The 12,652-nt window shown below is 53.2% G+C and carries 12 protein-coding genes; 3 read left to right on the top strand and 9 right to left on the bottom strand.

The annotated features are described in order from the left end of the window. Positions 1–9: 9 nt before the first annotated feature. The 4 genes from pstA to AB9F29_RS10780 form a co-directional block, all read right to left on the bottom strand. Complete coding sequence (pstA, locus tag AB9F29_RS10795; protein WP_369755690.1) at positions 10–1,341, bottom strand: phosphate ABC transporter permease PstA; 1,332 nt, start codon at positions 1,339–1,341, stop codon at positions 10–12. Then, positions 1,338–2,798 carry a phosphate ABC transporter permease subunit PstC gene (gene pstC, locus AB9F29_RS10790; RefSeq protein WP_369755689.1) on the bottom strand — a complete coding sequence of 487 codons (1,461 nt, stop codon included), beginning with the start codon at positions 2,796–2,798 and terminating at the stop codon, positions 1,338–1,340. The genes pstA and pstC overlap by 4 nt, the downstream gene beginning before the upstream one ends. 57 nt (positions 2,799–2,855) lie before the next feature. Beyond that, positions 2,856–3,887, bottom strand: a complete 1,032-nt coding sequence (locus AB9F29_RS10785; protein ID WP_335585561.1) for a substrate-binding domain-containing protein — start codon at positions 3,885–3,887, stop codon at positions 2,856–2,858. A 133-nt stretch (positions 3,888–4,020) separates the two neighbouring features. Continuing rightward, positions 4,021–5,061 (bottom strand): ATP-binding protein, encoded by a 1,041-nt coding sequence (locus tag AB9F29_RS10780; protein WP_369755688.1) that lies wholly within the window; start codon positions 5,059–5,061, stop codon positions 4,021–4,023. A gap of 198 nt (positions 5,062–5,259) precedes the next feature. Between AB9F29_RS10780 and AB9F29_RS10775 the strand changes: the two genes are divergently transcribed. Further along, complete coding sequence (locus AB9F29_RS10775) at positions 5,260–5,643, top strand: hypothetical protein (RefSeq protein WP_335585563.1); 384 nt, start codon at positions 5,260–5,262, stop codon at positions 5,641–5,643. Here the strand turns inward: AB9F29_RS10775 and AB9F29_RS10770 are convergent. From AB9F29_RS10770 to AB9F29_RS10755, 4 genes are read right to left on the bottom strand one after another with little or no spacing between them, the layout of a single operon-like run. Then, positions 5,636–6,832 (bottom strand): PLP-dependent aspartate aminotransferase family protein, encoded by a 1,197-nt coding sequence (locus AB9F29_RS10770; RefSeq protein WP_369755687.1) that lies wholly within the window; start codon positions 6,830–6,832, stop codon positions 5,636–5,638. The two genes, AB9F29_RS10775 and AB9F29_RS10770, sit on opposite strands and share 8 nt — an antisense overlap. Positions 6,833–6,840: 8 nt before the next feature. Further along, a complete protein-coding gene (locus AB9F29_RS10765) occupies positions 6,841–7,362 on the bottom strand; it encodes a gamma carbonic anhydrase family protein (protein ID WP_369755686.1) in 522 nt (173 codons plus the stop codon). Further along, positions 7,359–8,015: a guanylate kinase gene (gmk, locus tag AB9F29_RS10760; RefSeq protein WP_335585566.1), complete on the bottom strand. Its 657-nt coding sequence runs from the start codon at positions 8,013–8,015 to the stop codon at positions 7,359–7,361. Before gmk ends, AB9F29_RS10765 begins: the two co-directional genes overlap by 4 nt. A 2-nt stretch (positions 8,016–8,017) precedes the next feature. Then, positions 8,018–8,896 carry a YicC/YloC family endoribonuclease gene (locus AB9F29_RS10755; protein ID WP_369755685.1) on the bottom strand — a complete coding sequence of 293 codons (879 nt, stop codon included), beginning with the start codon at positions 8,894–8,896 and terminating at the stop codon, positions 8,018–8,020. 176 nt (positions 8,897–9,072) lie between these two features. Between AB9F29_RS10755 and AB9F29_RS10750 the strand changes: the two genes are divergently transcribed. After that, entirely contained in the window at positions 9,073–9,786 is a 714-nt protein-coding gene (locus tag AB9F29_RS10750) for a PAS domain-containing protein (RefSeq protein ID WP_369755684.1), read from the top strand. Positions 9,787–9,905: 119 nt separating this feature from the next. On the opposite strand, the gene AB9F29_RS10745 is transcribed toward AB9F29_RS10750, so the two are convergent. Then, a complete protein-coding gene (locus AB9F29_RS10745; RefSeq protein WP_039003424.1) occupies positions 9,906–11,276 on the bottom strand; it encodes a class II 3-deoxy-7-phosphoheptulonate synthase in 1,371 nt (456 codons plus the stop codon). 187 nt (positions 11,277–11,463) lie between these two features. Between AB9F29_RS10745 and AB9F29_RS10740 the strand changes: the two genes are divergently transcribed. Then, positions 11,464–12,462 carry a GlxA family transcriptional regulator gene (locus AB9F29_RS10740; RefSeq protein WP_369755756.1) on the top strand — a complete coding sequence of 333 codons (999 nt, stop codon included), beginning with the start codon at positions 11,464–11,466 and terminating at the stop codon, positions 12,460–12,462. The last annotated feature ends 190 nt before the right edge of the window (positions 12,463–12,652 follow it).

Here is a 12,652-nt window from a genome sequence, read left to right as displayed (position 1 = left end):
GCGCCCTCTCTACCAGCGGCGTTCAAAGCGGCGGCGCAACATAACTGCCCCTGCGTTTATCACAATCAGCATTAACAACAGTACGATAATCGCGCCGGAAGCCCGCTCAAAGAAGGCCGGATCGGCCCGTTGTGTCCAGTTATAGACCTGCACGGGAAGCGCCGATGCCGGATCAAACAGGCCTTCTGGCGGCGCACCCGGGAATTCGCGCACAAAGGCGACCATCCCGATGAGCAACAAGGGCGCGGTTTCGCCGAGGGCTTGCGCAAGGCCAATAATCGTACCCGTCAAAATACCCGGTGCCGCGAGGGGTAACACGTGGTGAAAGACGGCCTGCATCTTGCTGGCGCCGACCCCCAACGCCGCGTCGCGGATGCTTGGCGGTACGGATTTCAGGCTGGCGCGGGTCGAGATGATGATCGTGGGAAGCGTCATCAGTGTCAGGACCAAGCCGCCGACAATTGGTGCCGACTGCGGTAGGCCCGCGAAGTTAATGAAAATCGCCAGTCCAAGGATACCGAAAACAATCGAGGGGACTGCAGCGAGGTTGCTGATGTTCACTTCAATAAGATCCGTCCAACGGTTTTTTGGTGCGAATTCTTCCAGATAGATACTGGCCGTGACTCCAATAGGCAAAGCCAAAAGCAACACAACCCCCATCATATAAAGGCTTCCCAAGATCGCGACGCCAAGGCCCGCCGCTTCGGGGCGCTGGTCCGAGGCGTCGGGGGCTGTGATAAATCCCCAGTTAAAACGGGTCACTATATCGCCAGATTTCTTCAAAGCATCTGCGGCGAGGAGTTGTTCCGGCGTGACGTTTTGGTCCAAGGCCGCACTTTCTAGCGACACGCGGTCCTTGTAATAGCCATCGACCCGACCATCCGCCAAAACGTTGATTGTGATGGTTTGGCCTATGAGGTTTGGGTTGCTCAACACCATATTGCGCACCTGCGCGGGGGCTTCTTTGGAAATCATCCCGCTTGCTTCTTTTTTAGACAGATCTGTGACGCCCGCTGCTGCCAGTTTTTCCAACAAGGCTGTGGTCAGGAGTGGCGCGTAGGTGATCGTTGAAGCTTTTTTCATCACCTCCAAATCGCGCACGCCGGATTTGTCGAGCTTGCTTTCGAGAAGGTCCACATTCAGCGTGATAAAGGTCTGGCGAAATGCGCCCGCGCCGTTGCTCACAATCGACGTGACCAAAACAATGAGGGCAAGAAGGCCCACACTGATCGCTGCCATTCCGTAATAGCGAAACCGTCTCTCGGCTGCGTTGCGCTTTTTCACGCGGTCGGTTTGCACATACAGCGAGGCCGATGGACGGTTGGTTGAAAAATCGCTCATTCGTACTGTTCCCGATATTTGCGCACGATATAGAGGGCGATAACATTCAGCCCCAACGTGATGGTAAAGAGGGTAAGGCCAAGCGCAAAAGCGACGAGCGTTTCTGGGCTGGCAAAGTCGGTATCGCCGGTCAATTGGCTAACGATTTTAACGGTCACGGTTGTCATGGCCTCAAAGGGATTGAGCGACAAGCGGGCCGCGGCCCCTGCCCCCATCACCACGATCATGGTTTCGCCAATGGCGCGACTGGCTGCGAGCAAAACCGCGCCCACGATGCCAGGAAGCGCTGCTGGCACCACAACTTGGCGGATGGTTTCGGACTTTGTGGCGCCGAGGCCAAGCGAGGCATCGCGCATGGTTTGGGGGACCGCATTGATGATGTCATCGGACAAAGAACTCACGAAGGGAATAAGCATGATCCCCATCACGAGGCCCGCCGTCATCACCGACGCACTGCTTTCGCCAAGGCCCAAAGGCTGTGCGAAATGATCCCGCAACATCGGGCCAACTGTCACCAGCGCGAAAAGGCCGTAAACAATCGTCGGAATACCCGCGAGAACTTCGATCAGAGGTTTGGCAATGGCACGGGTTTTAGGGCCTGCATATTCAGACATATAGATCGCGGCGAACAACCCGACGGGCACCGCGAAAAGGAGCGCGATGAAGCTGATATAGAGCGTACCCCAGAGGAGCGGCAGGATACCAAGGTCGCTGTCCCCCCGGAAATTCGGTGCCCAGTTGGTTCCAAAGAAGAACTGAACGAACGGGTACTGAAAGAAGAAATTGCGCGTTTCAAACAACATGGAAAGCACGATGCCCGCTGTGGTGAAAATCGCGATGGAGGCTGAAAAAATCAACATCAGTTTGATGGCGGCTTCTACGCGGTTGCGGGCGCGGAAATCCTTGGTGATCTTCCCGAGTGCATAAAGCAGCCCCGCAATGGTCGCCCCAATACTCGCGAGAGATAACCAAAACCGGCCGGTTGCACTTAGCTTGCGCATCTCTTGTGCGGCCTCAAGGATCGCAGGTTCGACCGCTTGCCCAACGGCCACGCCGTATGATCCGAGTGTGTCTTTGAGCGCCTCTGGTGTACCAGAAAGCGTATGCGACGCCTCCCAATCCAACACGCCGCGTGCAACGGCTGAATCAAGCCCGTCAGCAATGCGGTGCACGTCGCTTAGGACCAAGCTGCTCGCGGCACCCGCATCAAGGAGTTGATTTTCTAGGGAGGATTTAACTGCGTTTTCGACAAAGAATGGCTGGATGAAAAGCCAAGCCAGCAAAACAAAAATCCCCGAGAGAAACGCCGTGCCTGCTGCGAAACTCCCGTAATAGATCGGGAGCGAATGGAGGAGCTTTGAACTCCCGTTGGCGGATGCAAGGGCGCGTTTGCGACCCAACACATAGCCAAGGGCCGAGAGCGCAAGGATCGTGATGATTATCCAAAATACCGGCATATTCATTCCGTCAAATAAGAAAGGAGCCGCCCACGATTGGGCAGCTCCTAAGGGGGATTACATCCCCAATGTGCCTTCAGTGGCGATCAATTCTTGAGTTGTAGCAAGATCAGGATCGGCAACAAGACCGTACTCGGAGAGGGGTCCGTCGGAGCCCGCGATCTCGTCGGACACGAAGAATTCAGCGTATTCTTTGAGGCCAGGGATTACGCCGATGTGCGCTTTTTTGATGTAGAAGTACAAAGGACGCGACACAGGGTATTCGCCAGTCGAGATGGTTTCTGTTGAAGGGGCAACGCCGGACATTGTTGCAACTTGCAGCTTGTCTGTGTTGTTTTCATAGAATGCGAGGCCGAACACGCCGATGCCGTCTTTGTTGCTTTCGATGCGTGCGAGGGTCTCGGTGTAATCACCGTCGATGTCTACGGACACACCGTCGGTACGGATCGCCATACAAGCTTTTTCAGCGGCTTTTTTGTCGTCGCCGTTGGCAGCTTTGAGAACCTCAAATGCGCCAGTTTCTTCACAACCAGCAAGGATCACTTTTTCCTCAAAGACTTCGCGGGTACCGTGCTTTGTACCTGGGATGAAGGCTGCGAGTTTTTGCGCGGGGAAAGCCGCGTTAACGTCTGTCCAAGTCGTGTTTGGGTTCGCAACCATTGCGCCATCAACCAAGATGGTGTCGGACAAAGCGTTGTACCAATCGGCAGGGGTGAATTCGAAGGTTTCGCCGTCGATGTCGGAAGCAAATACAATGCCATCATAGCCGATACGTACTTCGATGATGTCGGTTACGCCAGCTTCGGCACAGGCTTTGATCTCGGCGTCTTTGATTGGGCGACTGGCGTTTGCCACGTCAATTGTGTCTTCGCCAAGACCTTGGCAGAATTTTTTGAGGCCAGCAGAAGAGCCACCGGATTCAACAACAGGTGTCGGGAAGTCTGTGTTTTCACCAAAAGCTTCAGCCACGATGGCAGCGTAAGGCAATACAGTTGAGGAACCGGCAATCTGTACTTGATCGCGAGCGGATGCAGATGTCGTAGCGGCAGCAAGTGCCAAAGCAGATACGCTGAATTTCACAAATGACATGGGAACTCCTTAATGTCAGTTATGGGCCTTCCTTGTGCAAGACCCTCAACGCGCTGTTTAAGAGCGCTCGTTAATGGTTTTGTGACATCAACGTAACAGTTTTATGACAAGTGACGACCTTTGGCGTGTTTCTCTAAGAAATGGGCAAAATAACGATGAACTGGCTGCCTTTTCCCTCGTCACTTTGAATTCTCAGACGTCCGCGATGGCGATTCACGATGTGTTTTACAATCGCAAGTCCAAGCCCCGTCCCCCCTAATTCACGGCTGCGATGGCCATCTACACGGTAAAACCGCTCGGTCAGACGTGGCAAATGGTGGCTTTTAATCCCGTCGCCTTCGTCGCTTACGGTCGCAAGGACGGCGGGGCAGCGCAGACTGGGTTCAAACGCAACGCAGGTTAGAGTAATCGTGACAACACCGCCCTTTTTGCCATATTTAATGCTGTTTTCGATCAGATTGCTAAACACCTGCTGGAGTTGATCACTGTCCCCCGTCAGGTGAATTGGCTCTGTCGGCATGTCAAAGGCAACCCTTACGTCGGAGGCCTCCGCTAAGGGACGCAGCGCCACAATGACGGCATCGATGACGGAAGCAATATCGAGTTGCACGTCAGGTCGGATTCGCTCTTGGGATTCTACGCGAGAAAGCGACAGAAGATCCCGCACAAGGCGATTCATGCGGGCGGCTTCTTGATCCATAATCCCAAGGAAACGCTCGCGTGCCACCGAATCGTTCTTTGCCGATCCTCGTAAGGTTTCTATGAACCCTGCGAGGGCTGTGAGCGGAGTTCTCAACTCGTGCGACACATTGGCAACAAAGTCGCGGCGCATTTGACCTGCTTCCTCAAACGAAGAAATGTCTTGAAATGTCAGGAGGACACCCTGCCCCTCGGCCATTTCAACGGGCCGACAAACGACCTCGAAAATAGTCTCATGCGTGGTCGTGGTCTTGACGAATTTGGCGCGCGTTTCACGTGTGTTTTCCACGCACCTTTCAACGCAATCGAGTAAGATAGGTTGACGCAAAGCGGTAATATAATGCCTCCCCTCCAGTCCCGCTCCAAAGAGTTCGACGGCCAGTGGGTTGATAACACGCGCTATATGTTGGGTATCGATTAGCACCGCTGGGAGAGGTACGCCGGCGAGAAGAGCTGCGGAATGTTGGTCTGTCATTTTTGGGTCCTGCGGTCTCGTTGTCGCAACGATGATTCAAGTTTTGTTAAAAGTAAATCTAACGACACCGATTATGCGATTTACCTGTTGAAAGTTTTGCCTATACTTCTTGTTAATCAATGAACTAATTGTGACAAACGGCCATTTAAGCGAGTGAATCTCCATGAATTACGGTGCCAACCTCAGTAAGTTAAGAATGTGACACGAGATAGGTCTGACATCTCCAACAATGAAAAAGAACCCGTAACATTGATTGTCGGGGACGCTGCTGCTTGGCTTTCTGCTGGGCGCAGTTTGCCGGATGATCCGAGTCTGCATTACGTAAGTTTCGACGAAATGTCGCAGCGGTTACTTGAGTCCTTTGAGCCCGATATTATCCTGACCCCGCTTCTGGGACAGGGGTTTGATGCCCTTGATTTGGCTGTCATACTTGAGCAATATAAATACAAAGGCCGTTTTCGTGCGCTATGTCCGAAGCTTCCAAATCCCGATTTGGTGATGCGCGAAATTCAGTCCCTGTGCCCGAGTGTAGATTTTGACCTTTTTGTCGTCGACGACAGTGATCCGCGCCGCCTCAATTGACCTGTGCCGCCGCATGAATGGCCGTTGTGAATTCGTCAATAAGAACGCGAATATCCTCAACACCAACCGACACGCGAAAGAACCCTTCACTCATACCGAGGGCCGCACGCGCCTCTGGCGTCAGCGCCCGATGGGACGAGCTGGCGGGGTGCGAGAGGGTTGTGCCGATATCGCCAAGAGTGGGCGCAAATGCGATGTTTGGGGCCGCTAGAGTCATGGCATTCGCCGCAGCTCGCCCGCCCTCGATCTCGAAACTCACCATGTTTGAGCCATATTCCCCAAGGATTGCCGTGGCGCGATTATGGTCGGGATGGTCCTGCCGTGTAGGATAAAGAACTCGTTTCACATTTGGCAGGGTCGCAAGGTGATCCGCAAGGGCGCGGGCGTTTTCTTGGGCGCGATCAAACCGCAGGTTGAACGAATACAGTCCCCGCTCCGCGAGCCAGCAATCAAAGGGGCTGGCGGTAAATCCGAAAGTAACAGACGTGTCGTAAATCTTCTTCTGCAAAGCGGGATCGCGGGCGACGGCATAACCAAGTGTGACATCTGAATGCCCGGCCAAAAGCTTGGTCACAGAATGCACGACCACATCCGCACCATGTTCAAACGGACGATACGCGCGCGGCGTTGTAAAGGTATTGTCGACCACCAAAAGCGCGCCAATCTCTTGCGCGAGGGCGGCAATCCCTTCCATATCGGCAATCCGCAACGTAGGATTTGAGACAACCTCAACAAGGATCATTTTCGTCGCGGGCGTCACGGCCTTGCGCATAGCGGCAACATTTGTGGGATCGGCCAACGTCGCGGTGACCCCGAAACGTGGCATATCTTGCGTCAACATCCGCATGGAACGCCCATAAAGCTGATCCGCGGCGACAACATGATCGCCACTTTGTAATAATCCCAGCAGAACCGCCGAAACCGCAGACATTCCCGAACTCGTGATAATCCCACCGCTCACGCCTTCCATCTGGTCGATTTTTTGCGCCAAAACATCGGCGTTCGGGTGGCCTTCTCGGGCGTAGGTATAGCCTTTGGCGCGGCCTTCGTATTGGTCGTCCAACCGGTCTGGTGAGGGAGAGGCATAGACCACCGAAGGCTGGAGCGGCGTAACAACCGCGCGCGAAATTGTCTCGGGCCACGGGGTGCGGCGCACGAGGTTTTCAGTCGGTGTATTGGAATCAGACATGGAAAATCCTAAATTTCAGTCAAAGTCGCCCGAAATCGGCGCATGTTGTTTTGATAGCTAAGGGCGCTGGCACGCAGCCCAGCAATCGCTTTCTCATCAAGGTCACGGATGATTTTTCCCGGCGCGCCCATCACAAGGCTACCGTCCGGAATCACTTTGCCTTCGGTGATCAAGGCCCCTGCCCCAATCAAACAATTGCGGCCGATTTTAGCTCCGTTCAAAACGATGGCGCCCATGCCGATTAACGTGTTTTCGCCGATGGTACAGCCATGCAACATGGCCTTGTGCCCGACTGTACATCCCGCCCCGATGACCAAAGGGAAACCCATGTCCGTATGTAACACACAGTTTTCTTGGATATTGCTGCCCTCGCCGAGGGTTATGTCCTCGTTGTCTCCGCGCAGTGTCGTGCCAAACCAAACCGATGCCCCAGGGCGGATTATGACTCCGCCGATAATATTGGCATCGGGTGCAATCCAGCTGTCGGGATCAATTTGTGGTGCGCGGTCTGCGAGGGCATAAAGTGTCACGGGCGTTCCTCAAATTCAGTGTTCAAATTGCGTACTAAATCCACCAACCCAATCTGGCGACTCCGTCGCAGTCGTTCGGCGGTGACTATGGCGCGCACGTCGTTTTCGGCCTGATCTACATCGCGATTAACCAAAACGTAATCGTATTCGGCCCAATGGCTTATCTCATCTTTACTGCGTTTCATACGGACATCAATCACCTCAGCACTGTCCTGCTCGCGCGCAATTAAGCGCCTTTCAAGCTCGGCAATGGACGGGGGCAGCACGAAAATCGACACCACATCCTCGGCGCGAACCGAATTGCGGACCTGCTGACCACCCTGCCAATCAATGTCAAACAGAACATCGCGACCAGATTGCAAAGCGGCAATCACGGGAGCCTTAGGTGAGCCGTAGAAATTGTCAAAGACCTGCGCATGTTCAAGCATTTCGTTATTTGCAACAGAGGCTTGGAAATCATCCTTCGAGTGAAAATAATACTCGCGGCCATGTTCTTCGCCCGCGCGCGGTGCGCGTGTTGTTGCAGAAACGGAGAACTTAATCGACGAATCCCATGCCATCAATCGTTTCGAAAGCGTTGATTTTCCGGCACCCGAAGGGGACGACAGGATAATCAGGATTCCACGGCGGTCTTTAGCGAGATCTTCGGTCATGTTTACTCCACGTTCTGTACTTGCTCGCGCATCTGATCGATGACAGCCTTCAGGTCAAGCCCGATCCGCGTGAGGGACACCGCTTGGGCCTTGGCGCACAGCGTATTTGCCTCGCGGTTAAATTCCTGGGACAGGAAATCGAGCTTGCGGCCAATAGGTTGATTGGAGGCCAAAAGATCGCGCGCCGCCCCAACATGGGCGTGAAGGCGGTCAATTTCTTCGGTCACATCGGCCTTAACAGCCAACATCGCGAGCTCTTGTGCCACGCGATCGGGCTCCGCGCCATCTACATTGTTGAGGATATGGCGCAAATTCTCGGTCAAAGTCGTGGCAACCACATCTTTGCGTTTTTTGGCTTCGGCAGCTGCGGCAATCGTCAGGGCTTCGATGCGATCCATCTGTTCAGAAAGCACTTTAAGCAATGCCTCCCCTTCAACGGCCCGCATTTGCGCGAAACTTTCGAGCACAGTATCAAAGTCAGTCAGAATCACTGCCTTTAATTCTTCGGGATTATCGGCCTCTTGCGTGACCTCTTGCACGCCTTTCTGGGTTAACAGATCCAGTGCCGAAACCCCCGAAAGGGTTAATTTTTGTGCCGCGGCCACCGCTTCAACCGCCTGAACAGCCAAGATCACGCGTTCGAGCACCTCTTGGTTTATGGTTAATTCGGATGGCGAAGCAATTCGATTTAGTTTCAGGGATATCTGAATGGATCCGCGTGAAAATTTTAATGAAGTTTTGGCCTTAACCTCTTGTTCTAGGCCATTAATCCAGTCAGGAACTCTTGGGCGAACATCAAGCCCTCGGGCATTGACGCCTCGCATGTCCCATGTCCATTCGTATAGGCCTACACCCCCCGTTTGGGCAGAAAAGCTCGTCATTGAGTTAACCATATTTACTGAATTCTCTCCCAAATCGGGTCAAAGGGGCTATATTAACTTTTGAGTAATCATTGCGGACATAAGGTTAACAGAGGCCACCGCATGGAACAATAACCCCAGTTTGTCACAAAGCAATTTGTTTGGATGATGGGACGTTTTGTAAAAGGTGTAGTGGTATGAAAATGAGATCAGAAAATAACGTTATTAGGCTTAAGGAGTTTCAACGGACCGTGTCTTTTCCTGCCATAAACGAAGTTGTAGCCTATTGGGAAGGTCTGCGCGGGGGACGACCCGTGCCGATGCGCAGCGAAGTCAATCCACGCGGCATTGAAAGTGCCCTCTCGAATGCGTTTATTCTTGAACGGATCGCGCCGGGTATGGCGCGTTTTCGCCTCGCGGGTGCGCATCTTTCTGATCTTATGGGGATGGAAGTGCGCGGCATGCCGTTCACATCTTTTTTCACACCAGACGCGCGCAAAGAGGTTGGTGCAGCGCTGGAAGCTGTCTTTCAAAGCCCTGAAATCGTTGAGATTATGGTGACTGCGGATACGGGGATTGGCAAACCAGACCTGTACGGAAAAGTTGTTCTGCTGCCGTTAAAAAGTGACTTGGGAGATATTACCCGCGCGCTTGGCTGTTTTGTGACCGAGGGTGAAATCGGTCGGTCGCCACGACGCTTTGGGGTTACGGACCGCAAGGTCACCCAGATTGCGACCGCTCTCGTGACACCTCCTTCCGCGCGGGAAAAAACTGCTGAAACGGAGTTCAGTCCTCCCAGTTTCACAAGCGACGTTATTCCCGGTTTTGAAGAGGCGAAGTCCACCTTCATTGCCGCGCCAAAAGAGGATGTAGGGCGTCCAAATCTGCGCCTTATCTCCTTTGACGACTGAGTATGTCACCAATGGCTGCCCTAAAATGTCTTGCATCGTTGCAAAACTGTTTGGGTTTTAACACGTAAAAAAAGCCCCGCATTCAGAAAGAGTGCGGGGCTTTTTTAATTTTTAAGCGCTTAGCTTGCCTTTGCGGCTGCTAACTTGTTGCTGCGGTCCGCGAGTTTTTCGGAAACAAGGAAAGCAAGTTCCAAGGATTGGCTGGCATTCAAACGTGGATCACACGCCGTGTGGTAACGATCCGAAAGGTCCTCGTCCGTTACCGCCCGCACGCCACCGGTACATTCGGTCACGTCTTGGCCCGTCATTTCGAAATGCACGCCACCTGGAACTGTGCCAGAAGCCTCGTGAATGGCAAAGAATTCCTGCACTTCGCGCAGAACGCTTTCAAACGGACGGGTTTTATAGCCCGTGGTCGATTTGATCGTGTTGCCATGCATCGGATCACAGGTCCAAAGCACATTGGCGCCCTCTTCCTCAACTGTTTTGATCAAACGCGGCAAGTGATCGCCAACGCTGCCTGCCCCGAAACGCGCGATGAGGGTCAAACGGCCCGCTTCGTTTTTCGGGTTCAGTTTTTCCATCAAGACTTTGAGGTCCTCGGCGGTTGTGGTCGGGCCACATTTCAAACCGATCGGGTTTTGAACCCCGCGACAGAATTCAACATGCGCCCCGTCAGGTTGACGGGTGCGATCGCCGATCCAGATCATGTGACCAGAGCCCGCAATCGGCAAGCCTGTGGTCGAATCGATCCGGCAAAGCGCTTCTTCATATTCAAGAAGCAGCCCCTCGTGGGAGGTATAAAAGTCCACCGAGTGCAGCGTATGCGCGGTTTCTGTGGTGATGCCAGCGGCACGCATGAAGTCCAAAGCGTCGGTGATACGGGCCGCCAAATCACGATAGCGTGCAGCGTTATCCGCCTCGGTAAAGCCCAAAGTCCATGCGTGGACTTGATGCATATCCGCATAGCCTCCTTGGCTAAAGGCCCGCACCAAATTCAAGGTCGCGGCGGCCTGAGTATAGGCCTGCAACATCTTGTTCGGGTTCGGAATTCGCGCTTCTGCGGTGAACGGCAAATCGTTGATGATATCGCCACGGTAGCTTGGCAATTCGACGCCATTAATCGTTTCAGTTGGGGCGGAACGAGGCTTGGCGAATTGCCCAGCCATCCGGCCCACCTTCACAACCGGCACTTTCGCGCCGTAGGTCAACACCATCGCCATTTGCAACATCACTTTGAATGTGTCGCGAATACCGTCCGCCGAGAATTGCTCAAAGCTTTCGGCACAATCGCCGCCTTGCAGCAAAAACGCCTCTCCACGGCTCGCGGCTGCCAATTGATGTTTCAACGTGCGCACTTCGCCAGCAAAGACGAGTGGTGGATATTTCGCCAGCTGGGCCTCCGCAGCCTCCAGCGCGGCCTGATCCGTATACTCGGGCATCTGAATCCGTGGTTTTGCACGCCAGTCAGATTTTTGCCAATTTGTCATCGTCTTTGCTCCAAAAAAGTAAGGTGCAACAGTTATGGCGGCCTGAATTGGAAATGCCAACAGGACAAAGCCCCCCAAAACCGCAAAATCGGACATTTTTTATGCCCAGCGGGTGTCTCTATGCTTGCTTCATTCAATTAAAGCTGTTTCCGTCGAGGATGATTTTTAGGTGCGGTGTTAGATGACAATGAGTCGCCAAGGAGAAATAATCGAAACAAAGGACGCGAAACCACGCCGTTTCGTGTTCGTTTTGATGAACGAATTTACAATGATGTGCTTTGCCAGTGCGGTTGAAGCCCTTCGGATTGCAAATCGTATGGCAGACAAAAATCTCTACGAATGGCGCGTTGTTAGTGTGGACGGGCAGCCTGTCATCAGCTCTGCGGGCGTTGTTTTCAAGGTTGATGCCGGACTTGAGGATCTTTGCCGTGACGACTCGGTTATGTTGTGTGGTGGATTGAATATTCGCGCGGCAAGCTCGCCAAAACTGGTTAATTGGATCCGCAAGGAAAGTCGGCGTGGCTCTTCCGTGACGGGTTTGTGCACGGCGGCCTATACGATGGCAAAAGCGGGGTTATTGGACGGGAAGCGGGCGACGATCCACTGGGAACACCACGATGGGCTGGTTGAAGATTTCCCAGATATCGCTGTTTTGAATTCGGTTTTTGTTGTTGACGGTAAAATGATCACCACGGCGGGCGGCACCAGTTCGATTGATCTCATGCTAAAATTTATTGCCGATGGGCACGGCGAACATTTGGCGAATGCGGTCGCGGACCAGCTTATCTATACCTCAATCCGCACCGAAAAAGATTCGCCGCGCCTGTCTATTCCTAGTCGAATTGGGGTGCGGCACTTGAAGCTGTCCAACGTCATCCAGACTATGGAACTCAACCTCGAAGACCCCATAAGTCCCGCCGTTTTGGCCAAAGATGTCGGTATGAGCACGCGCCAACTGGAACGTTTATTCCAACGCTATCTCAACCGGTCTCCCAAGCGATTTTACATGGAAATTCGCCTGCAAAAAGCGCGTAACCTGTTGATGCAAACAGATATGAGCGTGATCAATGTGGCCCTTGCAAGTGGGTTTTCCTCGCCCAGTCATTTCTCAAAATGCTATCGCGCACAATACGCCACGACGCCCTACCGAGAACGCGGCGTGAAGGCCGAGGTGCCTGCGACCTAGTTTTTTTTCGCGATCTGAAATTATTACGGGCATGTTGTGGACCGTTGATTCTGAGATTCCGTCTTGAGAAACCCCTATAATTATGACTATTTCCTGAATTTTGGCAAAAAAACAGGATATTTCTCTTCCCTATTTAGAAATGGGTGAATAACCTCACTCTATTAACTGGGCGAACGATCCAGTCCAATAA

The sequence above is a fragment of the Falsihalocynthiibacter sp. S25ZX9 genome, from assembly GCF_041205405.1.
In the GTDB taxonomy this organism is placed as follows: Bacteria; Pseudomonadota; Alphaproteobacteria; order Rhodobacterales; family Rhodobacteraceae; genus Falsihalocynthiibacter; species Falsihalocynthiibacter arcticus.
This window is presented reverse-complemented; position numbering and strand designations above follow the sequence as displayed.

What these genes read in the sequence shown, in the direction of transcription:
- AB9F29_RS10750 (WP_369755684.1), top strand. Translation starts at nt 9,073, where the DNA reads ATGAAAATGAGATCAGAAAATAACGTTATTAGGCTTAAGGAGTTTCAA.
- pstC (WP_369755689.1), bottom strand. Translation starts at nt 2,798, where the DNA reads ATGCCGGTATTTTGGATAATCATCACGATCCTTGCGCTCTCGGCCCTT.
- AB9F29_RS10770 (WP_369755687.1), bottom strand. Translation starts at nt 6,832, where the DNA reads ATGTCTGATTCCAATACACCGACTGAAAACCTCGTGCGCCGCACCCCG.
- AB9F29_RS10780 (WP_369755688.1), bottom strand. Translation starts at nt 5,061, where the DNA reads ATGACAGACCAACATTCCGCAGCTCTTCTCGCCGGCGTACCTCTCCCA.
- AB9F29_RS10740 (WP_369755756.1), top strand. Translation starts at nt 11,464, where the DNA reads ATGAGTCGCCAAGGAGAAATAATCGAAACAAAGGACGCGAAACCACGC.
- AB9F29_RS10745 (WP_039003424.1), bottom strand. Translation starts at nt 11,276, where the DNA reads ATGACAAATTGGCAAAAATCTGACTGGCGTGCAAAACCACGGATTCAG.
- gmk (WP_335585566.1), bottom strand. Translation starts at nt 8,015, where the DNA reads ATGACCGAAGATCTCGCTAAAGACCGCCGTGGAATCCTGATTATCCTG.
- AB9F29_RS10785 (WP_335585561.1), bottom strand. Translation starts at nt 3,887, where the DNA reads ATGTCATTTGTGAAATTCAGCGTATCTGCTTTGGCACTTGCTGCCGCT.
- pstA (WP_369755690.1), bottom strand. Translation starts at nt 1,341, where the DNA reads ATGAGCGATTTTTCAACCAACCGTCCATCGGCCTCGCTGTATGTGCAA.
- AB9F29_RS10755 (WP_369755685.1), bottom strand. Translation starts at nt 8,896, where the DNA reads ATGACGAGCTTTTCTGCCCAAACGGGGGGTGTAGGCCTATACGAATGG.